The 22,906-nt window shown below is 70.5% G+C and carries 15 protein-coding genes, 3 tRNA genes and 1 pseudogene; 9 read left to right on the top strand and 10 right to left on the bottom strand.

Annotation, left to right across the window (positions count from 1 at the left end; translation table 11 throughout):
* The first annotated feature begins 48 nt into the window (after positions 1 to 48).
* Both ACGFU7_RS23030 and ACGFU7_RS23025 read left to right on the top strand, forming a co-directional pair.
* Positions 49 to 1,086 (top strand): rod shape-determining protein, encoded by a 1,038-nt coding sequence (locus ACGFU7_RS23030; protein ID WP_393697868.1) that lies wholly within the window; start codon positions 49 to 51, stop codon positions 1,084 to 1,086.
* Positions 1,087 to 1,209: 123 nt separating this feature from the next.
* Complete coding sequence (locus ACGFU7_RS23025) at positions 1,210 to 2,730, top strand: GAF domain-containing protein (RefSeq protein WP_393697930.1); 1,521 nt, start codon at positions 1,210 to 1,212, stop codon at positions 2,728 to 2,730.
* Here the strand turns inward: ACGFU7_RS23025 and ACGFU7_RS23020 are convergent.
* A complete protein-coding gene (locus ACGFU7_RS23020; RefSeq protein WP_351788736.1) occupies positions 2,708 to 3,139 on the bottom strand; it encodes an Lrp/AsnC family transcriptional regulator in 432 nt (143 codons plus the stop codon). The two genes, ACGFU7_RS23025 and ACGFU7_RS23020, sit on opposite strands and share 23 nt — an antisense overlap.
* A gap of 220 nt (positions 3,140 to 3,359) precedes the next feature.
* On the opposite strand from ACGFU7_RS23020, the pseudogene ACGFU7_RS23015 reads away from it, so the two are divergent.
* The 3 genes and pseudogenes from ACGFU7_RS23015 to ACGFU7_RS23005 all read left to right on the top strand — a co-directional run.
* Positions 3,360 to 3,757, top strand: a pseudogene (locus tag ACGFU7_RS23015) (MFS transporter); the annotation flags it as partial.
* Positions 3,758 to 3,869: 112 nt separating this feature from the next.
* Positions 3,870 to 5,321 (top strand): acyl-CoA synthetase, encoded by a 1,452-nt coding sequence (locus tag ACGFU7_RS23010; protein ID WP_393697867.1) that lies wholly within the window; start codon positions 3,870 to 3,872, stop codon positions 5,319 to 5,321.
* Positions 5,314 to 6,675, top strand: a complete 1,362-nt coding sequence (locus ACGFU7_RS23005; RefSeq protein ID WP_393697866.1) for a carboxyl transferase domain-containing protein — start codon at positions 5,314 to 5,316, stop codon at positions 6,673 to 6,675. Before ACGFU7_RS23010 ends, ACGFU7_RS23005 begins: the two co-directional genes overlap by 8 nt.
* Before the next feature lie 4 nt (positions 6,676 to 6,679).
* On the opposite strand, the gene ACGFU7_RS23000 is transcribed toward ACGFU7_RS23005, so the two are convergent.
* From ACGFU7_RS23000 to ACGFU7_RS22975, 6 genes are all read right to left on the bottom strand, one after another.
* Positions 6,680 to 7,945 carry an MFS transporter gene (locus ACGFU7_RS23000; protein ID WP_393697865.1) on the bottom strand — a complete coding sequence of 422 codons (1,266 nt, stop codon included), beginning with the start codon at positions 7,943 to 7,945 and terminating at the stop codon, positions 6,680 to 6,682.
* 111 nt (positions 7,946 to 8,056) lie between these two features.
* The gene (locus ACGFU7_RS22995; RefSeq protein ID WP_393697864.1) at positions 8,057 to 9,943 is read right to left on the bottom strand and encodes an ABC transporter ATP-binding protein; all 1,887 of its coding nucleotides are present in this window, start codon (positions 9,941 to 9,943) and stop codon (positions 8,057 to 8,059) included.
* Positions 9,944 to 10,072: 129 nt separating this feature from the next.
* Positions 10,073 to 10,264, bottom strand: a complete 192-nt coding sequence (locus ACGFU7_RS22990; protein ID WP_393697863.1) for a hypothetical protein — start codon at positions 10,262 to 10,264, stop codon at positions 10,073 to 10,075.
* 501 nt (positions 10,265 to 10,765) lie between these two features.
* A tRNA-Ile gene (locus tag ACGFU7_RS22985) sits at positions 10,766 to 10,839 on the bottom strand.
* 234 nt (positions 10,840 to 11,073) lie between these two features.
* Positions 11,074 to 11,146: transfer RNA gene (locus tag ACGFU7_RS22980), tRNA-Asn, on the bottom strand.
* 5 nt (positions 11,147 to 11,151) lie between these two features.
* Positions 11,152 to 11,224, bottom strand: a tRNA-Asn gene (locus ACGFU7_RS22975).
* Between the two features lie 193 nt (positions 11,225 to 11,417).
* On the opposite strand from ACGFU7_RS22975, the gene ACGFU7_RS22970 reads away from it, so the two are divergent.
* The 4 genes from ACGFU7_RS22970 (at position 11,418) to ACGFU7_RS22955 (ending at position 17,065) form a co-directional block, all read left to right on the top strand.
* Positions 11,418 to 11,717 carry a YtxH domain-containing protein gene (locus ACGFU7_RS22970; RefSeq protein ID WP_393697862.1) on the top strand — a complete coding sequence of 100 codons (300 nt, stop codon included), beginning with the start codon at positions 11,418 to 11,420 and terminating at the stop codon, positions 11,715 to 11,717.
* Between the two features lie 68 nt (positions 11,718 to 11,785).
* Positions 11,786 to 13,231 (top strand): FGGY family carbohydrate kinase, encoded by a 1,446-nt coding sequence (locus ACGFU7_RS22965; protein ID WP_393697861.1) that lies wholly within the window; start codon positions 11,786 to 11,788, stop codon positions 13,229 to 13,231.
* Positions 13,232 to 13,400: 169 nt separating this feature from the next.
* Entirely contained in the window at positions 13,401 to 15,134 is a 1,734-nt protein-coding gene (locus tag ACGFU7_RS22960; RefSeq protein WP_393697860.1) for an ABC transporter ATP-binding protein, read from the top strand.
* Positions 15,134 to 17,065 carry an ABC transporter ATP-binding protein gene (locus tag ACGFU7_RS22955; protein ID WP_393697859.1) on the top strand — a complete coding sequence of 644 codons (1,932 nt, stop codon included), beginning with the start codon at positions 15,134 to 15,136 and terminating at the stop codon, positions 17,063 to 17,065. The genes ACGFU7_RS22960 and ACGFU7_RS22955 overlap by 1 nt, the downstream gene beginning before the upstream one ends.
* 461 nt (positions 17,066 to 17,526) lie before the next feature.
* On the opposite strand, the gene ACGFU7_RS22950 is transcribed toward ACGFU7_RS22955, so the two are convergent.
* The 3 genes from ACGFU7_RS22950 to ACGFU7_RS22940 all read right to left on the bottom strand — a co-directional run bounded on the left by ACGFU7_RS22950 (position 17,527) and on the right by ACGFU7_RS22940 (position 22,192).
* Positions 17,527 to 18,630 carry an RNA polymerase sigma factor gene (locus ACGFU7_RS22950; RefSeq protein ID WP_393697858.1) on the bottom strand — a complete coding sequence of 368 codons (1,104 nt, stop codon included), beginning with the start codon at positions 18,628 to 18,630 and terminating at the stop codon, positions 17,527 to 17,529.
* Between the two features lie 204 nt (positions 18,631 to 18,834).
* Positions 18,835 to 20,739 (bottom strand): DNA primase, encoded by a 1,905-nt coding sequence (gene dnaG / locus ACGFU7_RS22945; protein ID WP_393697857.1) that lies wholly within the window; start codon positions 20,737 to 20,739, stop codon positions 18,835 to 18,837.
* A gap of 193 nt (positions 20,740 to 20,932) precedes the next feature.
* Positions 20,933 to 22,192 carry an NAD(P)/FAD-dependent oxidoreductase gene (locus ACGFU7_RS22940; protein WP_393697856.1) on the bottom strand — a complete coding sequence of 420 codons (1,260 nt, stop codon included), beginning with the start codon at positions 22,190 to 22,192 and terminating at the stop codon, positions 20,933 to 20,935.
* Positions 22,193 to 22,906: the final 714 nt, after the last annotated feature.

Genomic DNA, 22,906 nt, shown 5'->3' with positions numbered 1-22,906 from the left:
AGCCGGCTGCCGCCGGTACCCCAATCAGCGCTCTCGGGAGAACCTGCCGTGACCGTCAGCCTTGAGCAGTTGCGCCGTTGCCATGTCGCCGTCGACCTCGGGGCCGCCCGGACCCGTGTGTACGTCAAGGGGCTCGGACTCGTCGTCGACGAGCCGAGTGCCGCCGCCATGAACGCCCGTACCGGCTCGCTCATCGCCGTCGGCACGCTCGCCGAACAGATGACGGGCCGCACCCCCGACTACATCCGGGTGGTCCACCCGGTCACCGGCGGAACCGTCATCGACATCGAGATGGCCCAACGCATGCTCCGCCAGTTGCTCGGCGACAAGCTCCGCCGCCAGCTGCGCCGCAAGCCACGGCTGCGGGCCGCCGCCTGCACCCCGCACGACAGCGATCCGCTCGCCCAGCGGGCCACCGTCGAGACACTGGTCGGGCTGGGCGCCCGGCGGGTCGAACTGGTCGACACCCTGATCGCGGCGGCCGTCGGCTGCGGGCTGCCCGTCGAGCAGCCGACCGCCTCCATGATCATGGTGTGCGGGGCGGCGACCACCCAGATCGCGGTGCTCTCGCTCGGTTCGATCGTGACCGCCGCGCGCATCCCGGTCGGCGGCGACGCCATCGATCACGCGGTGATCCAGCATCTGCGCCAGCACCACGAGCTGATGCTGCCGAGCCAGGCCGTACGCCCGCTCCAGGTGGCGCTCAGCGGCGGCGGCCTGAGCGCACACGGGCCGACCATGACCGAGATCCACGGCCGGGACGTGGCGACCGGCCTGGCCCGCTCGGTGCAGGTCGACACCGCCGCGATGCGTCAGGCGATCCACGCGCCGCTGACCGCGGTGCTCGACGGCCTCGGCAAGATCCTGCGCGCCTGTCCGCCCGACCTGGTGGCCGACATCGCCGACTGCGGGATCATGATGGTCGGCGGCAGCGCGCAGCTGCCCGGTCTCGAACAGATGCTGCGGAATGCCACAGGTGTGCCTGTGCACATCGCCGAGCGGCCCGACGTGTGTTCCGTACTGGGGCTCGGTGCGATGCTGGACGGGAAGATCGAGCCGTTGGTTCTCGACCCGCTCGCCTGCTGAGCGCCGCGGGGGTGGCGTATGACCGAAGAGACAGCGAACGCGGCGGCAGCGGACACGACCGCGGGGCCCCCGGACGAGGAGACGGCCGCCGCGGCCGGCACTCCGCAGGCGCCCCGGCTGCCGATGCTCCTGGAAGCGGTGCTGAGCGTCGGCACCGATCTCGAACTGCGGGCCACCCTCCAGCAGGTCGTGGACGCCGCCGCAGCACTGACCGGGGCCCGGTACGGCGCGCTCGGCGTGCTCGACCCCGAGCTCGGCACCATCAGCGAGCTGTTCACCTCGGGCCTCGACGACACCGAGCGGCAGCGCATCGGCCACTTCCCGGGCGGGCACTCGGGGATGCTCGGCGTCCTCATCGACGAACCGCAGCCGCTGCGCTCCGACGATCTGACCACCGACCCGCGCTCCTGCGGCGTGCCGCCCGGCCACCCGCCGATGCACTCCTTCCTCGGGGCGCCGATCCGGGTGCAGAACCAGGTGTTCGGCAATCTCTACCTCACCGAGAAACGCACCGGCCGCTTCACCGATACGGACATGGCGCTGCTGCGGGTGCTGGCCTCGCAGGCCGGAATCGCGATCGGCAATGCCCGGCTGTACGAGGCGGCCCGGCAGCGGGAGCGCTGGATCGAGGGGGCGGCCGCCGTCACCACCACCCTGCTGACCGGCAAGAACGCGGCCGACGCGCTGATGACCGTCGCCGAAGGGGCCAGGGCCCTCGCCGATGCCTGTGCCGGGGTGATCCTCCAGCCGAACGAGGAGGGCGGGATGGAGATCGTCACCGCGTCCACACTCGACGACCCGGCCGGGATCGTCGGTACGAGCATCGAGCCCGGCTCCGCCGTGCTGGCCCAACTGCTGGTCGGGGAACCGGTGTTCATCGAGGACTCGGCGACCGATCCACGGATGACGACGCATGTGCGGTCGCGGTTCGGCCCCAGCATGATGCTGCCGCTGCAGAGCGGCGGGCGGCTGATCGGCACCCTCGCCCTGCCCCGGCGGCGCGGCGACCGCCCGTACACGGCCGTGGACCGGCTGCTGGCCTCCCAGTTCGCCTCGCAGGCCGCGCTCGCCCTGGTCCTGGCGGACGCCCAGCACAACCGGGAGCAGCTCGCGGTGTACGAGGACCGGGACAGGATCGCCCGCGATCTGCACGACCTCGTCGTCCAGCGGCTGTTCGCGACCGAGATGATGCTGGAGTCGACCCGCCGCAGGGTCGCCGTCCCGGAGACGGACGAGCTGCTCGGCAAGGCCGTCGACGAGCTGGACTCCACCATTCAGGAGGTACGGACGGCGATCTTCGCCCTCCAGCAGCCACCCGCCGAGGCCCCCGCCACATTCCGCGGCCGGGTACTGCGGGAGACCGGGGGCGCCGCCGCCGTCCTGGGCTTCCAGCCGTCGGTGCACTTCAACGGGGCGGTCGACACATTGGTCCGGGACCCCGTGGACCAGCGGCTGCTCGCCGCGCTGCGGAGCGCCCTCGCGGCCGCGCACCGGCGGGCCGGGGTGTCGGCGATCGAGGTGGAGGTGGATGCGGCGGCCGTGCTGCCGGACGGGCGGGCCGCGGTCCGGCTGGCGGTCGCCGACGACGGCCGCGACGAGGACGGCTCGCGCTCGTCGACCGTCATCTGGCAGGCGCCGCTCTGAGCGCGACGCGAGTGTTGGAGTGGGCGACCCCGGCCTCCCGCTTGAGCCTGCGCAGCAGTCCGTCCAGGGCCGCGGTGTCGGCGACGGTGGCCCGTACGAGATAGTCGTGGCCGCCGGTCACATGCACCACTTCGGTGATGCCGGGCAGGGCGAGCACCGCCCGCTCGAACACCTCGTTCGTCGTGTCCATCCGCAGCGACACATCGATGAAGACGACGAGGCCGGTACGGGTGTCGGCGGCGGGGTCGATGATCACGGTGAAGCCGCGGATGACACCGTCGCGCCGCAGTCGGCGCACCCGGTCGGCCGCGGCGTTGGCGCTGAGTCCGACCCGTACGCCCAGATCGCGGTACGAGATCCGGGCATCCTCCTGCAGGATGCCGAGGATTTCCCTGTCCAGACGGTCCATACCGCGATTGTCGCAGCTTTGTCGGGTTTGCGACTTCGCAAGCCGCATCCGGGGCGTGGCCGGGGCATCCCCCGCTCCCGTGCGCGGTTCCCGGCCGCGTTGCCCCCCATGGCGCATCCCGACGGGCCCACGCTCCCCGCCCGCCCTTGACTGAAGGGGTGGATACAGCCGTGACTGAAGGGGTGGATACAGCCGTCAAGCAGCCTCCCGTCCCGGTCGGCGCACCGTCCGCGGCCGCCTCTCGGACCGCATCCACCCGGCCCTGGTCACGGCGGCGGCACTCGCTACCGGCCGCCCTGACGGCGATCGTCCAGGCCTTCGACCCGGAGCCGGCCCCCGGCGGCACGATCGCCCTGCTCTGTATGGCGGCCGGCCTGGGCACCGCGAGCGGCAGCATCTTCGCCCTGGTCTCCCGGGTGACACCACAGGCGAAGGTGGGCAGCGTGACCGGGATCGTCGGTGCGATGGGGGCCGGGGGGCTTCGTACCGCCGCTGGTGATGGGGGCGATCTACAGCGCGAAGGGGTCGTACTCGATCGGCTTCATGCTGCTGTCGGATCTGGCGCCGGCGGGGTGCGTGTACGCGTACGGGCGCATGCGGGGGCTTCAGCGGGAGTAGGGCCCGGCCACTTCAAGCCCGTCCGGCGATTGAGGACATCTTTTCAGCCCGCCCGGCGATTGAGGGCGAACCGGTCGGTGGACGGGCCTGGGCAGGCCCTAGGGTGCGGTGGGTGACTCCTCTTCTGTTTGTGCCGGATGACGGTTCCACCCGGGAAGCCACCCGGTTCGGCGAACACACCATGACGTACACCCAGTTGGCCACCGCCTCCACCGCACTCGCCGCGCGTCTCGCCGGCGCCGGACGGGTCGCCGTCTGGGCCACGCCCACGCCCGAGACCGTGGTCGCCGTCGTGGCCGCGCTGCGGGCCGGGGTGCCCGCGGTGCCGCTCAACCCGAAGACGGGGGCGCGCGAACTCGCGCACATCGTGGCCGACAGCGAACCGACCGCGGTGCTGGCCGGGGCGGGCGACGTACTCCCGTCGGCGCTGGACGCGCTGGGCCGTATCGATGTCGACACGGCCCCGGGCGGGGAAGACGGCGCCGCGCTCCCCGAACCCTCCCCCGAGTCGCCCGCGCTGATCGTCTACACCTCCGGCACCACGGGCCCGCCCAAGGGCGCGATCCTGCCGCGGCGGGCGATCGCCGCGTCGCTGGACGCGCTGGAGGACGCCTGGCAGTGGACCGGCGACGACGTGCTCGTCCACGCCCTGCCGCTGTTCCATGTGCACGGTCTGATCCTGGGCGTGCTCGGTCCGCTGCGCCGGGGCGGATCGGTGCGGCACCTGGGCAGGTTCTCCGCCGACGCGGTGGCCCGGGAGCTGTCGTCCGGCGGCACGATGCTCTTCGGCGTACCGACGATGTACCACCGGCTGGCCGAGGTCCTCGACGGCTCTGCCCCCGGTGCCGCCGAGCTGGCGAAGGCGCTGGCCGGGGCCCGGCTGCTGGTGTCCGGGTCGGCCGCGCTGCCGGTCCACGACCACGAGCGGATCGCGGCGGCGACCGGCCGCCGGGTCATCGAGCGGTACGGCATGACGGAGACGCTGATGAACACCGGCGTCCGGGCCGACGGCGAACCGCGCCCCGGCACGGTCGGCGCACCCCTGCGCGGCGTCGAGCTCCGCCTGGTCGAGGAGGACGGCACCGTGCTCACCGACCCCGAAGCCATCGGCGAGATCCAGGTGCGCGGCCCGAACCTCTTCACCGGCTATCTGAACCGCCCCGACGCCACGGCCGCCGCACTCACCGAGGACGGCTGGTTCCGCACGGGAGACATGGCCACCCGTGACACCGACGGCTATGTACGGATCGTCGGCCGCAAAGCCACCGATCTGATCAAGAGCGGCGGGTACAAGATCGGCGCCGGTGAGATCGAGAACGCGCTCCTCGACCACCCCGGCGTCCGCGAGGCCGCCGTCACCGGTGAACCGGACCCGGATCTGGGCGAGCGGATCGTCGCCTGGGTGGTGCCGGCCGACCCCGCCGCGCCTCCGACGCAGGACGAGCTGGCGGACCATGTGGCCGCCCAGCTGTCCCCGCACAAGCGCCCGCGCACGGTCCGCTACCTGGAGGCGCTGCCCCGCAACGACCTGGGCAAGATCATGAAGCGGTCGCTCCATGCCTGACCGGCTGACGGCGAGGGCGGCGATCGCGGCCGTCACCACCGAGTTCGAGGAGTTCACCGAATCCGGTGCGGCCGGCGGCGAGACCGACGGGGACGGGCCCCTTTCCTGGGCCGGGTACGCGGACTCCCGGGCCCGCGCCGCCGCCCTTACCGGCGAGGAGGAGTCCGTCGTCCACGGCCTCGCCTCCGTCGGCGGCCGGAGCTGTGTCCTGGTCTCGTTCGAGTTCGGATTTCTGGGCGGCTCGCTGGGGCAGCGCACCGGGGACCGGCTGGAGGCCGCGTACGAGGCCGCCCGGGCCCGGGGGCTTCCGCTGGTCTCGCTCATCGCGACGGGCGGCAGCCGGATGCAGGAGGGCATGGTCGCCCTGACCCAGCTGCAACGTGTCGCCCGCGCTTCGGCACGGCTGCGGGCGGCCGGCCCCGCACAGCTCGCGGTCCTGCGCGACCCGACGACGGGCGGCGGCTGGGCCACGCTGGGGGCGGGCGCCGATGTGATCCTGGCGCTGCCGGGCGCCCAGGTGGGGTTCGCCGGCTCCCGGGTGCGGCCCGTGGATGCGGACCCCCACGCGTACACCGCCGAGGGCCAGCTGGCCGCGGGCCAGATCGACGCCGTCGTCCCGCCGGACGAGCTCCCGGGCACAGTGGCCCGCTGGCTGCAGGCGCTCCATGCCCCCGGTTCCCCGGCCCCCGGCCCCGCCCCCGTGCCGGACTCCCTCTCCGCCACCGGCCTCCCCGTGACCGGCTGGGACGCGGTCCGGCAGGCCCGCTCCCCTTCCCGGCCGCGCGCCGAGGCGTATCTGGACGCGTATTTCGACCACCGGCTCCCGCTCAGCGGCGACCGCTGCGGTGGCACGGATCCGGGGCTGCGCTGCGGTTTCGGGCGGCGCGGCGGCCGGACGATCGCGTACGTCGCCCAGTGCGGCACCGCGACACTCCCGGCCGGCTACCGCACGGCGGCCCGGGTGATCCGGCTGGCCGGCCGGCTCGGTGTCCCCGTGCTCACCCTGATCGACACCCCGGGCGCGGCGAACGACGCCGAGGCGGAACGGGCGGGCGCGGGCGCGGCCATCGCCGACACCTTCGCGGCGATAGCCGGGGCCACGGTCCCCGTCACGACGCTGGTGATCGGCGAGGGCGGTTCGGGCGGCGCGCTGGCCCTGGCGGCACCGGGGAACACCTATGTCACCCAGGACAGCTATTTCTCGGTGATCGCACCGGAATCGGCGGCGGCGATCCTGAAGCGCGCCCCGGACGAGGTGCACGCCACGGCCGACCAGCTGCGGCTGCGCCCCCAGGACCTGGTGGAACTGGGCATCGCCCGCGCCGTGGTGCGCCCGGAGCCGCCCGAGGGCTGAGCCGTCACGGCTGCGGGTCCTTCGCGTCGTACCGCGCGAACTTGCGCCACCGCAGCGCCAGCAGCGATACGGCGACGACACAGGCGATCCCGCCGCCGGTCACCGCCAGGCCGGGCGAGGTCAGATCGCCGACCGATCCGGCCAGGAAGTCGCCGAGCCTCGGTCCGCCCGCCACGACGACGATGAACACGCCCTGCAGCCGTCCTCGCATCTCGTCCGGCACGGCCGCCTGGAGCATGGTGTTCCGGAAGACCATCGACGTGGTGTCCGCGCACCCGGCGAGCGCCAGGAAGATCAGCCCGAGCCAGAGCTGACGGGTCAGCCCGAAGAGTGCGATGGCGGTGCCCCAGGAGGCGACGGAGAGGAGCACGGCGAGGCCGTGGCGGCGGATGCGTCCCAGCCATCCGGAGAACACCCCGCCGAGCAGCGCCCCCAGCGCGGGAGCGGCGACCAGCAGCCCGGTGGTCTTCGCGTCACCTCCGTACCAGACCACGGCGACGACGGGGAACAGCGCCCGGGGATGGGCCAGCACCATGGCACACAGGTCGGTGAAGAAGGTCATCCGCAGATTGGGCCTGGTCCCGAGGAAACGCAGCCCGTCCGCGACGGATGCCCTTTTGTCGCCCGCGCCCTTCTCCCGCTCCGGCAGCATCGAGGGCAGCCGCCACATCGCGTACAGCGAGGCGGTGAAGGTGACGGCGTCGACGGTGTACGCGGCGCGGTACCCCCACCAGCCGACGAAGATCCCGCCGAGCATCGGTCCGACCAGCGTGCCGGTGGTGCCTGTCATGGAATTGAGCGCATTGGCGGCGGGCAGCTGCTCGGCCGGCAGCAGCCGGGCGATCATCGAGCTGCGGGCCGGTGAGTTGACCGCGAAGCAGGCCGCCTGCAGGGCGACGATCGCGTACAGCAGCCCCACCTGCTCCACCCCGGCGACGGTGGCGGCGACCAGCCCGACGGAGAGGACGAACGACCCCGCGGAGCTGGCAAGACCCAGCTTGCGCCGGTCGATGGTGTCCGCGACGGCCCCGCCGTACAGCCCGAAGACGACCAGCGGGAGGAACGAGCAGAAGCCGATGAGCCCGACCGAGAAGGCGGACCCGGTGATGTCGTAGACCTGGAGCGAGACGGCGAGCGCCGTCATTCCCTGCCCGATCCAGGAGACCGTGTTCCCGAACCAGAGCCGCCGGTAGTCGGGGGAGGTCCGCAGCGGCGTCAGGTCGGCGAGTATCCGTGTGCGGTGTACAGGTTCTTCGGCTGTTTCGGTCACAGCGGATGGTAACGACCGGTGTGGGTCCGGTGGTCCGGTCCCCATCGGGCACAGCATGTTCCCGGCCATGTCTCCGTGTCAGGAGGCACGACCGGCCACATCCCCGTGGCCCTACCGCCAGTGGATTCCTGACGGGCGGGCAGACGGGTACACAGTGCCGTTGTGCGGTTGGGCACGGCGCTCGAACAGGGTGGCGTACAGACCTCTCCGGCCCAGGAGTTGGGTATGCGTGCCCGACTCCACCAGACGTCCCTCGTCCAGAACCAGGATGCGGTCGGCGTCCGCGGCAAGGGCCAGGTCGTGCGTGATCACGATGGTGGTGCGTCCCTCGGCGAGGCGCCGCAGCGGCGCGATGATGCGCTGTGCGGCCAGTCTGTCCAGTCCACTGGTGGGCTCGTCGAGGAGGAGGACGGGCGCGTCGCGCAGCATGGCGCGGGCGATCGCGATGCGCTGCAGCTGGCCTCCGGAGAGCCGAGAAGTGCCAGTGGAAATGACGGTGGCATATCCCTCCGGCAGGGTGCGGATGAACCCGTGGGCGTCGGCCGCCTTCGCGGCTTCCACGACGTCACGGTGGCTCACATCCGTGCGCCCGCAGCCGATGTTCTCCTCGATGGTGTCGTGCAGGACGAGCGTGTCCTGGGGCAGCAGCGTGATGTTCCGGCGGAGGTGGGTCAGCGGCAGCTGGTCCACGGACACGCCGTCCAGCCGGATACTGCCGGCATCCGGGTCGTAGAACCTCAGCAGCAGAGCCGCCAGGGTCGACTTGCCCGCGCCACTGGGGCCGGTGATGACCAGCAGCTCCCCGGGGCTCGCGGTGAACGAGAGATCCCGGAGAACCGGCTCGCTGCTGCCGGGGTAGTGGAAGAGGACATGACTCGCCTCCACCTCGCCGAGCGCGCGGCTCCGGGGCGGGGCGGGCACGGAGGAGGCCGGGTCGGTGACGGCGGGCTCGGCATCGAGGATCTCCAGCAGCCGTTCGGCTCCCGCGGTCGCGGCGGTGGCCGTCAGGCCGAGCTGGCCCAGGGAACGGATCGGCGGGTAGAGGTAGCCGATGAAGGCGGCGAAGGCCAGCAGCTGTCCGAGCGTCATCCGCTGCCGGGAGATCTCCCACGCCCCCAGACCGATGATCGCCAGGACGCACAACGTTTCGAGGACCTCGACGAGTTGCTCGTAGAACTCGGTGAGGCGGACGGCCTTCACCGCTGTCCTCAGCCGGATACGTGCCTTGCTGAGGAGCCGCTCCTCCTCGTCGTGCTGCCTGTTGTACGCCTGGGTCATGACGACGTTGACCAACGTCTCCTCGACCACTGCCGTGATGGCACCGTCCGCCGCGCGGCCACGCCGGGACACGGCGCGCAGGGGCCTGGCGAAACGGGTGGTCGTGAACCAGAAGAGCGGCACCATGACAAAGGTGGCGAGGGCCAGATCCCAGCGCAGCCACAGGGCGGCGGCCGCGTAGAAGAGCGTACTGAACACGGCCGAGGCCGCCCCGACGATGCCGGAGACCACGAGCGCTTCGATGGCTTCCACGTCACCCGTCAGCCGCTCCACCAGGTCACCGCGGCGATTGCGTTGGTAAAAGTGCGGCGGGAGCGTCTGGAGATGACTGAAGACACGGGCCCGCAGCCGCATCACGAAGCGTTCGGCGACCCAGGCCGCGATCGAGTTGCCCAGATATCCCACCACCGCACCGGCGACAGCCACGGCGAGCCACTGACCGGCCGGCTTCCAGAAGGCACTGACGGAGCCGGTCTGCAGAGCGGTGTCGGTGAGTTTGGCGAAGAGCAGAACCGTGATGGTCTCGGCGATGGCGGCCAGGATGGCACACAGGAAGATGAGGATGAGCCAGCGCCGGTCGCCTCTGGTCAGTGGCCAGAAGCGCCGGAACGAAACCGCGATGCTGATGGGATCGGTGCGGATCGGTACATCATCCGTCACCGAGTCCTGAGGAGTCTCTTCGGAGGGCGCTGGGCGCCGGGGTGAGCTGCGGAGGCGCATGGGCGTCACGTCACAGAGGTGCTCGGACTATGGACCATCTCCATAGGCGTGGACCCCAAAACCGCGAGGCCGACCCGCGCCGGAGCGCGAGCCTGCCTCGATCTGGGGATGATGTCGGGGGATGTCGGGTCAGTAACCCCATCCGCCGCGTCCACGGCCGTAACCGCCGCGTCCACGGCCGTATCCGCCGCGTCCGTAACCGCCGCGTCCGTAGCCGCCGCGTCCGTAGCCGCCGCGTCCGTAACCGCCGCGTCCGTAGCCGCCGCGTCCGTAGCCGCCGTGGTCCCTGTCCCTGTGGTCGAAGATGCTGCGTACGTTCATCTTCGTCTCCTTTGGAGGGTAGCTGCGCCGCTCCTTGTTCTTGCTGCGGCACTACCGACACTACGACTACCCCCTACGACCAACAAGTCGTACAAGCCGCAATCCGGATAAAAGTTATGAAATACCGCAAACCTTCAGAGTGTTGTCCTATGTGACTCTCTGGCACACCCTCCAGGAGGCGAGGACACCGGCAGTCCTTACTGCGACTGGACACCTTTGCCCATGGCAACGCTCACGACCAGAACCTGAACAAGCCGATCGCACAGACGGCGCAGACGGCACGGACCTGACGGGCCCTTTGCGGCCGCACCGCGCCGCGCACAATGGAGCCTGCCCGTACGGCCCCTGACGGCACGAGAGGTCCGGAGGGCGACCCGCCGGGCCGTGGCACGGCCACCAGATCTTCATCCGGGGCTATGGTGAGGGCCCTCACGGAATCCATGAGGGCCCTGCCACCTGCATACACGCAGGTCATAACGTTTCTGCCGGGGACAGCAACAGTGGGGCGGGTGGGACTCGAACCCACGGCCGACGGATTATGAGTCCGCTGCTCTAACCGGCTGAGCTACCGCCCCTTTTCGGCGTGGCGCGTACAAGTGTGCGCGCCGTCTGCCGCAGCATAGCCGGTCATACGATCTCTCGCTTCGGATGGTCGGCTTCGCATGACCATGAAGACCGCGCTGCCTCCTGCCCGGTTCCGAACGGAGCGAAGTAGACGCGAAAGAGTCACGTGCACCCCACACGCACCACGGCGAAGGGCCGGCGACGGGCACACGAAAAAGGACCCCGCAGGGTCCTCTTCCGTTCCGCTCCCCCGACTGGACTCGAACCAGTAACCCTCCGGTTAACAGCCGAATGCTCTGCCAATTGAGCTACAGGGGATCGCGCTCCCCCGACTGGACTCGAACCAGTAACCTGCCGGTTAACAGCCGGCTGCTCTGCCAATTGAGCTACAGGGGATTGCTGCGTTTGCACCGAACCCTGCCTACCTGGCTCCTGCCGGGCGGCGCGCGTTCGCTGCGACACATACATTAGCGCAAGCAGGGGGGTGCTTTGCCAATCGGTATCGCCCGGGGTGATCTCGGGTGCCCGCGGGTAGGCGGGCAGAACACGTCGCACTGAGCGTCGCACTGAGCAAGGAAGGGTGGCAGCCATGCGGTACCGGCTCACGTTCATCGCCGGACTGGCCCTCGGATACGTGATCGGCACACGGGCCGGGCGCGAGCGTTACGAGCAGCTGAAGAAGTCCGCACGTCAGTTCGCCCAGAATCCGGCCGTGCGCAATACCGCCGAGTCCGCGGCGCAGAGCGGCCGCGATCTGGCCGGCAAGGCGTACCACGCGGTCAGCGACAAGGTCGGCGAGAAGGTGCCCGCCTCGGTGGCCGACCGGGTGCGCTCGCTGCGGGACCGCGGCCGGAACGGCGAGGACGACTGGGGCACCACCAACACATAGCGGGGCCGCCCGCCCGCTGCCGCGCCATCGGTACGGAAACGCTCCGGCGGTGCGGCAGAATCTTGGGCATGGGCATAGTCGCCGGCTTGGACAGTTCTTCCGCCTTCACACACATCGTCGTCTGCGATACGGACACGGGCGCCGTGCTGCGCCGGGGGTACGCCGCACACCCCGTCGAGGCCAAGGCCACCGAGGTCGATCCGCAGGCGTGGCTGCTCTCGCTCGGTGAGGCCGCCACCGGCGGGCTGCTCGAAGGCGTGCAGGCCATCGGTGTCTCCGCGCAGCAGCACGGTCTGGTGCCGCTGGACCACCAGGGCAATCTCGTACGCCCGGCACTGCTCGGCAATGACAAGCGGGCGCAGGTCGCCGCGGCCGATCTGATCGACGGGCTCGGCGGGCGGCAGCCCTGGGCCGAGGCAGTCGGGTCGGTGCCGCAGGCCGCCCAGCCGGTGTCGAAACTGCGCTGGCTGGCGCGGACCGAGCCGGAGGCGGCCCAGCGCGTGGCCTCGGTGCTGCAGCCGCACGACTGGCTGGTGTGGCAGCTGCTGGGGCGGCCGGCCCGGCGGACCACCGACCGGGGTGCGGCGTCCGGCACCGGTTACTGGTCGGCGGGCAGTGGTTCCTACCGGCCCGATCTGGTGGAGCTCGCGCTCGGGCACCAGGCCGCGCTGCCCGAGGTGCTCGGCCCCTCCGATGCGGCCGGGAAGACGCCCGAGGGGCTGCTGATCTCCGCGGGGACCGGCGAGACGATGGCGGCGGCTTTCGGGCTCGGGGTCGGGGTCGGCGATGCGGTGGTGTCGCTGGGCGCGTCGGGTTCGGTCATGGCGGTGCACCACGAGGCGCTGTCCGATCCGAACGGGATGATCACTTCGTTCGCGGACGCGACCGGGATGCATCTGCCGGTGGTGTACACATCGAATGCGGTACGTGCGCTGCGCGGGACCGTCGAGATGCTCGGGGTCGAGGGGCTGGAGGAGCTGTCCGCGCTGGCGCTGAAGTCGACGCCGGGCGCCTCCGGACTCGTACTCCTGCCGTATCTGGAGGGCGAGCGGACCCCGCATCTGCCACACACGGCGGGGACGCTGTGCGGGCTGCGGCGCGAGTCGATGAAGCCGGAGCATCTGGCACGGGCGGCGTTCGAGGGGATGCTGTGCTCGCTGGCCGACGCGCTCGATGTGCTGCGCGGCCGCGGTGTCGAGGTGCGGCGGGTGTTCCTGCTGGGGGCGGCGGCCGAGCTGCCCGCCGTGCAGGGGCTCGCCCCCGCACTGTTCGGTACGCAGGTGGTCGTGCCGCAGCCCGCCGAGTACGCGGCGCTGGGTGCGGCCCGGCAGGCGGCCTGGGCGCTGGGCGTCTCGCAGGGGACGGCCGATCCGCTCACTCCCCCGGCCTGGCAGGGTGCCGCGGCGCAGGTGCTGGAGCCGGGCGAGGAGCTGGCGGTCGGCCAGGCGGTGCGCCAGCAGTACGTGGCCACGCGCGACCAGATCCATCCGGGGGCGTTCGACTCCGCGCTCTGAGCCGCCCACCCTGCGTGACATGACCGGGTACACCTGACGGAGATCGATCTTCCGCATGTGTACTCGGTCTTTTTTTTGACCTGGTCTTGAATATAATCGTTCGCGGTCCCCGTCGGGGGTGCCGGAAGATGGGTCGACTCCCGACCTCTGCCGACTCCGAGAGACACGCGTGCTCATAAAACTACTGCGGGCCTATCTCGGTCCGTACAAGAAACCCATCCTGCTGCTGGTCCTCCTCCAACTCCTGCAGACCTGCGCCAGCCTCTATCTGCCCACCCTGAACGCCGACATCATCGACAACGGTGTCGTCAAAGGGGACACGGGCTACATCCTGGAGTTCGGCGGCATCATGATCGCCGTCAGCATCGCCCAGGTGGTCTGCAACATGGGGGCCGTCTACTACGGCGCCCGCACCGCGTCCGCGCTCGGCCGTGATGTCCGGGCGTCGATCTTCGACCGGGTGCAGTCGTTCTCGGCGCGTGAGGTCGGGCGGTTCGGCGCACCCTCGCTGATCACGCGTACGACCAATGACGTCCAGCAGGTCCAGATGCTGGTGCTGATGACGTTCACCCTGATGGTCTCGGCGCCGATCATGTGCGTCGGCGGCATCATCATGGCGCTCGGCCAGGACGTCCCGCTGTCGGCGGTGCTGCTCGCGGTCGTGCCGGTGCTCGGCATCGCGGTGAGCCTGATCGTCAAGCGTATGCGGCCGCTGTTCCGCACCATGCAGGAGCGGGTCGACACGGTGAACCGGGTGCTGCGCGAGCAGATCACCGGCAACCGCGTCATCCGGGCCTTCGTCCGCGACGGTTACGAGGAGGAGCGTTTCCGCGGCGCCAACAACGAGCTGACCGATGTGGCGCTGTCCACGGGCCGGCTGATGGCGCTGATGTTCCCGACCGTGATGACGGTCGTGAACGTGTCCTCGATCGCCGTGGTCTGGTTCGGTGCCCACCGCATCGACAGCGGCGGCATGGAGATCGGCGCGCTGACCGCGTTCCTCGCCTATCTGATGCAGATCGTCATGTCGGTGATGATGGCCACCTTCATGTTCATGATGGTGCCGCGCGCCGAGGTCTGTGCCGAGCGCATCCAGGAAGTCCTGGAGACCGAGTCGAGCGTGGTTCCGCCGGTCAAGCCGGTCCGCGAGCTGCGCGCCCACGGTCATCTGGAGGTCCGCGGCGCGGACTTCCGCTACCCGGGCGCCGAGGAGCCGGTGCTGCGGTCGGTGCATCTGGTGGCCCGTCCCGGCGAGACCACCGCGATCATCGGGTCGACGGGCAGCGGGAAGTCGACGCTGCTCGGACTCGTACCGCGGCTGTTCGACGTGACGGACGGCCAGGTGCTGGTCGACGGCACGGACGTACGGACGCTGGAGCCGACGCTGCTGGCGAAGACGGTGAGTCTCGTTCCGCAGAAGCCGTATCTGTTCTCCGGGACGGTCGCGACGAATCTACGGTACGGGAACCCGGACGCCACCGACGAGGAGCTGTGGCACGCGCTGGAGGTCGCGCAGGCCAAGGAGTTCGTCGAGGCGCTGGAGCACGGCCTGCACGCGCCGATCGCACAGGGCGGTACCAATGTCTCCGGCGGGCAGCGGCAGCGTCTGTCGATCGCCAGGACGCTGGTGCAGCGGCCGGAGATCTATCTCTTCGACGACTCGTTCTCCGCACTCGACTACGCGACCGACGCCGCGCTGCGCGGGGCACTCTCGCGGGAGACGGCCGAGGCGACCGTGGTGATCGTGGCGCAGCGGGTGTCCACCATCCGTGACGCCGACCGGATCCTGGTGCTGGACGAGGGCCGGGTCGTCGGCTCCGGCACCCATCACGAGCTGATGGACGGTAATGAAACGTACCGGGAGATCGTGCTCTCCCAGCTGACGGAAGCGGAGGCCGCGTAATGGCCGGGCCTGGCGGACGCATGATGGCGGCCGGGGCGCCGACCGAGCGGTCCATGGACTTCAAGGGGTCATCGAAGCGGCTGCTGAAGCGCTTCGCCACGGAGAAGACCTCGCTGTACGTGATGCTCGCGGCCGGTGTGCTGAGCGTCGGCCTCTCGGTGGTCGGGCCGAAGATCCTCGGCAAGGCGACCGACCTGGTGTTCGCCGGGGTCATCGGCCGGCGGATGCCGGAGGGAACGACCAAGGAACAGGCCATCGAGGGCCTGCGCAAAAGCAGCAGCGGCCTCGCCGACATGCTCTCCGGGGTGGACTTCGTCCCCGGTCACGGCATCGACTTCGGCGCGGTGGGCAACGTACTGCTGGCGGCGCTGGCGGTCTATGTCGGTGCCGGGCTGCTGATGCTGGTGTCGACACGGCTGTCGATCCGGATCATCAACCGGGTCGTGTTCCAGCTGCGTGAGGACATCCAGACCAAGCTGTCGCGGCTGCCGCTGTCGTACTTCGACCGGGCCAAGCGCGGCGAGGTCCTCAGTCGGGCGACGAACGACATCGACAACATCTCGCAGACGATGCAGCAGACGATGGGCCAGCTCATCAACTCCCTGCTCACCATCCTCGGCGTGCTGATCATGATGTTCTGGGTCTCGCCGCTGCTGGCGCTGGTCGCACTGGTGACGGTGCCGCTCTCGGTGGTCGTGGCCGCGAAGGTCGGCAAGCGGTCGCAGCCGCAGTTCGTGCAGCAGTGGAAGGTGACGGGCAAGCTCAACGCCCATATCGAGGAGATGTACACCGGGCACACCCTGGTGAAGGTCTTCGGCCGGCAGGAGGAGTCCGCGCGGGACTTCGCCGAACAGAACGAGGCGCTGTACGAGGCGGGCTTCAAGGCGCAGTTCAACAGCGGGATCATGCAGCCGCTGATGATGTTCGTCTCCAACCTGAACTACGTGCTGATCGCCGTCGTCGGTGGTCTGCGGGTCGCTTCGGGTTCGCTGTCGATCGGTGATGTGCAGGCGTTCATCCAGTACTCGCGGCAGTTCTCGATTCCGCTGACCCAGGTCGCCTCGATGGCGAACCTGGTGCAGTCGGGTGTCGCGTCGGCCGAGCGGATCTTCGAGCTGCTGGACGCCGAGGAGCAGGGCGCCGACCCCGCGCCGGGTACGGGCGAGCACCCCGAGGAGCTGCGGGGCAGCGTCTCGCTGGAGAAGGTGTCGTTCCGTTACGACCCGGAGAAGCCGCTCATCGAGGATCTGTCGCTGAACGTCGAGCCGGGTCACACGGTCGCGATCGTAGGCCCGACCGGCGCCGGCAAGACCACGCTCGTCAATCTGCTGATGCGGTTCTACGAGGTGACGGGCGGTCGGATCACCCTCGACGGGGTCGACGTGGCGAAGATGTCGCGCGACGACCTGCGGTCGGGGATCGGCATGGTCCTCCAGGACACCTGGCTGTTCGGCGGGTCGATAGCGGAGAACATCGCGTACGGCGCTTCGCGCGAGGTCACCCGGGAGGAGATCGAGGAGGCGGCGAAGGCGGCCCACGCCGACCGCTTCATCCGTACCCTGCCGGACGGCTACGACACGGTGATCGACGACGAGGGCTCCGGCGTCAGCGCGGGCGAGAAGCAGCTGATCACCATCGCGCGGGCCTTCCTGTCCGACCCGGTGATCCTGGTGCTCGACGAGGCGACGAGCTCCGTCGACACCCGTACCGAAGTACTGATCCAGAAGGCGATGGCGCGCCTGGCGCACGGTCGTACGAGCTTTGTGATCGCGCACCGGCTCTCCACCATCCGGGATGCCGACATCATCCTGGTGATGGAGAACGGCTCGATCGTCGAACAGGGCACGCACGACGAGCTGCTGGATGCCGAGGGCGCGTACGCCCGGCTGTATTCGGCGCAGTTCGCGCAGGCGGTCGCCGAGGTCGACTAGAAGAAGCAGTCAGCGCATGATGGGGGCCCGTCCGCCGGCCGGCGGACGGGCCCTCCTTGTCCGGGCGTGACCAGGCCGCCCGTGGGCCGGCGCGGCGCCCTTGGTCGCGGGCGGCGGCGGGCCGTCTCCAGCCTCACCCATCGCGCGTACGGCCCTCAGGCCTTTGCACCACGGACGCAACGGTTGTCCGGAAGCAGGTGAGAGCCCGGCAATGCCACAGGAGTTGTACAACCGCCGACGGCTACCGCGAGAGTTTCGCCGGATCTCGAACTGCCCTGGGACGACCGCCGGACGGCTGTTGCCCGGCGGTCGTTGCCCATTGCCGCGGGCGCGGCTCCGGCCGTCGGCCGTCTGCTCTTCGCGCCTGGCACATCGGCCGAACAGATCTCCACCGACTCGGACGTGAGCCGACCCGGCCCGTCCCGCCGGCGGTGCCCGTACCGCCCGGCGTCCCTGCGGGGTCAGTCGAGGTAGCCGCGGAGCTGGTCGGCGAAGGCGTGGTCCCGCAGCTTGTTGAGGGTCTTGGACTCGATCTGGCGGATACGTTCGCGTGTCACACCGAAGATCCTGCCTATCTCCTCAAGTGTGCGGGGCCGCCCGTCGGCCAGCCCGTAGCGCAGCTGGACCACCTTCCGCTCGCGCTCGTTGAGCGTGGAGAGCACCGCTTCCAGATGCTCGCGCAGCAGCAGGAACGCGGCGGACTCGACCGGGGACGCGGCGTCACCGTCCTCGATCAGGTCACCGAGGGCGACGTCCTCCTCCTCGCCGACCGGGGCGTGCAGCGAGACGGGTTCCTGAGCGAGCCGCAGGACTTCGCCGACCCGCTCCGGGGTGAGGTCGAGCTGGTCGGCGACCTCCTCGGCCGTCGGCTCGTAGCCGCGCTCCTGGAGCATCCGGCGCTGGACCCGCACGACGCGGTTGATCAGCTCGACGACATGGACCGGGACCCGTATGGTCCGCGCCTGGTCGGCGAGGGCGCGGGACATGGCCTGCCGGATCCACCAGGTCGCGTACGTCGAGAACTTGTAGCCCCGGGCGTAGTCGAACTTCTCGACCGCCCTGATCAGTCCGAGGTTTCCCTCCTGGACCAGATCGAGCATGGTCAGCCCGCGGCCGACATAGCGTTTGGCGACGGAGACGACGAGGCGGAGGTTGGCCTCGATGAGGCGCCGCTTCGCCATCCGCCCCATGACCACCAACCGGTCGAGATCGACGGCCAGTTGCGTGTCCGGGTCCGGGGTGCTCGCGAGCCGTTCCTCGGCGAAGAGACCGGCCTCGACGCGGCGGGCGAGCTCCACCTCGTCGGCGGCGGTGAGCAGCGGAATCCGGCCGATCTCCCGCAGATACTGGCGGAAGAGATCGGAGGACGGGCCCGCGGTCTCCGGACGGCCCCGCGGCTCCGGCGGTTCGGGCGCCTGGGGCAGCTCCTCCATGAGTGCCTCGGGTGGGTCGGGTGGGTCGGATGATGTCGGCGGCTCCGTCGCGGCCTCCGGATGATGCACGGCCCGGTTCTGCGCGGGGATTGCCGAGACATGCTCGGTTTCGGTCAGGGTCCGGGTCTGCACGGGGGCGACCTCCAGGTGATCGCTGCCGGATCGCGGGGATGGAGGACCACCGTTCGGTGGACCGGCCGCGCTCCGATGACTCAGGCACCGCCCCCCAGTGTGGGGGAAGACACATCACTGCCACGAGGGGCGTGCGGGGACTTTCTGAGTCCGGTCCGTGACCGAGCGGTTACGGGGAAACCCTCACGGTGCCGAAACTTCGCGTCAGAGCGCGTCGGCGCCGTTGTTGCGCAGGGCCTGGGCGTACTGCTGGAGGACCCAGACCTCGTTCTGCGCGGCCGCGAGATGGTCCGGGGCAACATTGCTGCCGAGGCGGGTGAGGCTGCCCTGTACGTCGTTGATCCGGCGGTCGACGGCTCGCAGGCGGACCTTGACCAGATGCTCGCCCGCGTACGCCTCGTCGATGGACTTGCCGTGGAAGACCTCGACCGCCAGCTCGGTGACCAGCTTGCGCACCGTGTCGTTGGGGGTCGCGTCGAGCACCTGGACCAGGTACTCGCGGGTCTCCGGGACACCCATTTCGGCGCCGCCCGCCGCCGCGATGCACTGCCGGACCGCGGCGTACGGCGGGGCGGTGAACTCGTCGGCTCCGTAGGCGTCGAAGGCCGGTGAGACGAGGGCGGGTTTCTGCAGGGCGAGCTTGAGCAGCTCGCGCTCGGTGCGGTGGGCGGGGCTGCGGAGGTTGAGGGCGGGGCCGGAAGGGGCGGCGGGTGCCTGGACCTCCTGGTGCCGGGAGCCGCCGCGGGCGGAGGCCGGTGCGGGTCCCCGGTCGCCCCGCCCGCGGGCCCACTGGGCGAGCTGGTTGACCCGGTGCACGACGTACTCCTGGTCCAGGATGCCGACGAAGCCGGCCAGCTGGACGGCGACCTCGCGCTGCACGCTGCCCGTCTTGATCTTGGCGACGACCGGTGCCGCCTCGTCGAGCGCGGCGCCGCGGCCCGCCGGGGTCTCCAGGTCGTACCGGCCGACAATCTGGCGGAGCGCGAACTCGAAGAGCGGGGTGCGGGGTTCGACCAGGTCGCGGACGGCCTCGTCGCCCTTGGCCAGGCGCAGATCGCACGGGTCCATGTTGTCCGGGGCGATCGCGATGTACGTCTCGGCGGCAAACTTCTGGTCGTCCTCGAAGGCGCGCAGGGCGGCCTTCTGCCCGGCCGCGTCACCGTCGAAGGTGAAGATCACCCGGGCGCTGCCGTTGTCCATCAGGAGGCGGCGCAGGATCTTGATGTGGTCGCCGCCGAAGGCCGTACCGCAGGTGGCGATGGCGGTGGTGATCCCGGCGAGATGACAGGCCATGACGTCGGTGTAGCCCTCGACGACCACGGCCCGGCTGGCCTTCGCGATGTCCTTCTTCGCCAGGTCGATGCCGTACAGCACCTGGGACTTCTTGTAGATCGGGGTCTCGGGGGTGTTGAGGTACTTCGGTCCGTTGTCGTCGTCGCGCAGCTTGCGGGCGCCGAAGCCGACGACATCGCCGGAGGTATCGCTGATCGGCCACATCAGCCGGCCGCGGAAGCGGTCGATGGGGCCGCGCCTGCCGTCCTGGGAGAGGCCGGAGGTGATCAGCTCCTTGTCACTGAAGCCCTTGCCGCGCAGATAGCGGGTGAGGTGGTCCCAGCCCGCCGGGCTGTAGCCGACGCCGAAATGGGCGGCCGCCGCCTGGTCGAAGCCGCGCTCGGCGAGGAACTTCCGGCCGATCTCGGCCTCGGGGCCGTCCAGCTGCTCGACATAGAACTGGGCGGCCACCTTGTGCGCCTCGACCAGCCGGATGCGCTCACCGCGCTGGTGGGAGGGGTTGTACCCGCCCTCCTCGTACCGCAGGGTGATGCCCGCCTTGGCGGCGAGCCGCTCGACCGTCTCGGAGAACGAGAGATGGTCGATCTTCATCACGAAGGCGATCGTGTCGCCGCCCTCCTGGCAGCCGAAGCAGTGGAAGAGACCCTTGCTCGGGCTGACCTGGAAGGAGGGGGACTTCTCGTCGTGGAACGGGCAGAGGCCCTTGAGGTTGCCACCGCCGGCATTGCGCAGCTGGAGGTACTCGGAAACGACGGCGTCGATCGGGACCGCGTCCCGTACCGCCTTCACATCGTCGTCATTGATCCTGCCTGCCACGGGTGAAGTCTACGGGTGGGGTACGACAGCTGTGCCGCGCGCCGATGTGATCCGTGGAACCCGGGGGGTGCGACGGCGCCTGCCGGGTGCCGTACGACTGAGCCGTCCCGTCCGGGGCCACCGGGCGGAACGGCCGGCCCGGGTCGTCTCGGCTCGGGTCGGGTCGTCTCGGCTCGGCTCGGGTCGTCTCGGCTCAGTTCAGGGAGTCCAGCGGTACCGACGGGTCCGCCAGCGCGTCCGGGTCGACCTGCTTGCCGGACCGGATCAGCTCCTGCACGGGCTCGGTGACGTCCCACACGTTGACGTTCATCCCGGCCAGCACCCGGCGGTCCTTCAGCCAGAAGGCGATGAACTCGCGCTTCCCCGCATCGCCGCGGATGACCACCTGGTCGTAGCTGCCGGGCGGCGCCCAGCCCGAGTATTCGAGGCCGAGGTCGTACTGGTCGGAGAAGAAGTACGGCACCCGGTCGTAGCTGACGTCCTTGCCGAGCATGGCGCGGGCCGCGGCCGGGCCGCTGTTCAGCGCGTTCGCCCAGTGCTCCACGCGCAGCCGGGCGCCGAGCAGCGGATGGGCCATGTTGGCGACGTCACCGGCCGCGAAGATGTGCGGGTCGGACGTGCGCAGGGAGGCGTCGACGGCGATGCCGCCGCCGTCCTCGCGCGCGGCGATGTCGAGCCCTGCGGCTTCGGCGAGGCCGGTGCGGGGGGCGGCACCGATCGCGGCGAGCACGTCGTGGGCGGGGTGCTCCTCGCCGTCGTCGGTGCGGACCGCGAGGACCAGGCCGTCCTGGCCGATGATCTCGGTGAGGCGGACGCCGAAGTGGAAGCGGACACCGTGGTCGCTGTGCAGATCGGTGAAGATCTGGCCGAGTTCGGGGCCGACGACCTGATGCAGTGGGGTCGGCTCCGGTTCGACGACGGTGACCTCGGCGCCGTACCCGCGCGCCGCCGCCGCGACCTCCAGGCCGATCCAGCCGGCCCCGGCGATCACCAGATGACCGTTGTCGCGGCCGAGGGCGGCCAGTACGTTGCGCAGCCGGTCGGCGTGGGCCAGGCGGCGCAGATGGTGGACGCCGGCCAGGTCCGTCCCCGGAATGGGGAGGCGGCGCGGCTCGGCCCCGGTGGCGAGCAGCAGCTTGTCGTAGTGGACGACGGTGCCGTCGCCGAGCTGTACGGAGCGGGCCTCCCGGTCGAGGGCGGTGACGGGCTGGCCCAGGTGGAGCTCGATGTCGGCACCCGCGTACCAGGCGGTCTCGTGGACGAAGACGCTGTCCCGCTCCTCCTTGCCGGACAGATAGCCCTTGGAGAGCGGAGGCCGTTCGTACGGATGGTCGCGTTCGTCGCCGAGAAGGATCACCCGGCCGCTGAAACCCTCCGCCCGGAGTGTCTCGGCTGCCTTCGCTCCTGCCAGTCCTCCGCCGACGATGACGAACGTCCGATGTGCGTCGACCACTTGATGCCTCCTCGGTGCTTGCTGCGCGGGGCCCGACTGCGAGCGTCCCGCACGCAGCGTGATGGCGAAAGAGGGTGTACACCGATCAGGTCACACCCAGTGGTCACAGGCCAGTCTGGCGCGGCTCGCCCGATACCGCGCCGCGCGGCTCCACAGGCAGGCCTGCGGCCAAGCACGCGGCCGTGGCAGAAACGGGGCGGATCCCCGTTGCCCGGTCCGGGTAACGGTCACTGTGGGAATTCAGCTCCGACAGGGCCGGTCGGATGGGCCCGGTGGGGCGGTGCGGTAGACGGAACGCGCAGGAACGCATGGTACGTACCCACTTCACCAGCAACGATCTGAACCGATTACGGATCGCATCGGGGCCGGATCCGATGGGGGAGAGCGCCTGCCGTCGACCGGCTCATCGGTCACTCCACGGCGGCCGCGCCGGAAGTGCTGGAACTCCCGATGACGACGACACCGCTGGGCGCGGTGCTGCGGCCGGCCCTGTCGACGGCGAGCCGGCATGCGGCGGCTTTGCGGGAGGCGGGACTGATCAGCTCGGAGCGGCGGGGGCCCGCGGTGGCCCATCGGCGGACGCGGCTGGGCGACGCGCCGGTGGACGGGCGTTTCCGGGGCGGTGGCGGCGGTGTGAGGTACCGGCCGGGGTGGGGTACCGGCCGGGGTGGGGTACCGGCCGGGGTGGGGTACCGGCCGGGGTGGAATGACGGG

It is taken from the genome of Streptomyces sp. NPDC048473 (assembly GCF_043200155.1).
Lineage (GTDB): Bacteria > Actinomycetota > Actinomycetes > Streptomycetales > Streptomycetaceae > Streptomyces.
The sequence above is the reverse complement of the archived record's forward strand: the minus strand, read 5'-3'. Positions and strand labels throughout refer to the sequence as shown.

Coding starts and splice junctions, on each gene's coding strand:
- ACGFU7_RS23025 (WP_393697930.1), top strand. CDS start 1,210: ATGCTCCTGGAAGCGGTGCTGAGCGTCGGCACCGATCTCGAACTGCGG.
- ACGFU7_RS23020 (WP_351788736.1), bottom strand. CDS start 3,139: ATGGACCGTCTGGACAGGGAAATCCTCGGCATCCTGCAGGAGGATGCC.
- ACGFU7_RS23005 (WP_393697866.1), top strand. CDS start 5,314: ATGCCTGACCGGCTGACGGCGAGGGCGGCGATCGCGGCCGTCACCACC.
- ACGFU7_RS22995 (WP_393697864.1), bottom strand. CDS start 9,943: ATGCGCCTCCGCAGCTCACCCCGGCGCCCAGCGCCCTCCGAAGAGACT.
- ACGFU7_RS22990 (WP_393697863.1), bottom strand. CDS start 10,264: ATGAACGTACGCAGCATCTTCGACCACAGGGACAGGGACCACGGCGGC.
- ACGFU7_RS22970 (WP_393697862.1), top strand. CDS start 11,418: ATGCGGTACCGGCTCACGTTCATCGCCGGACTGGCCCTCGGATACGTG.
- ACGFU7_RS22965 (WP_393697861.1), top strand. CDS start 11,786: ATGGGCATAGTCGCCGGCTTGGACAGTTCTTCCGCCTTCACACACATC.
- ACGFU7_RS22955 (WP_393697859.1), top strand. CDS start 15,134: ATGGCCGGGCCTGGCGGACGCATGATGGCGGCCGGGGCGCCGACCGAG.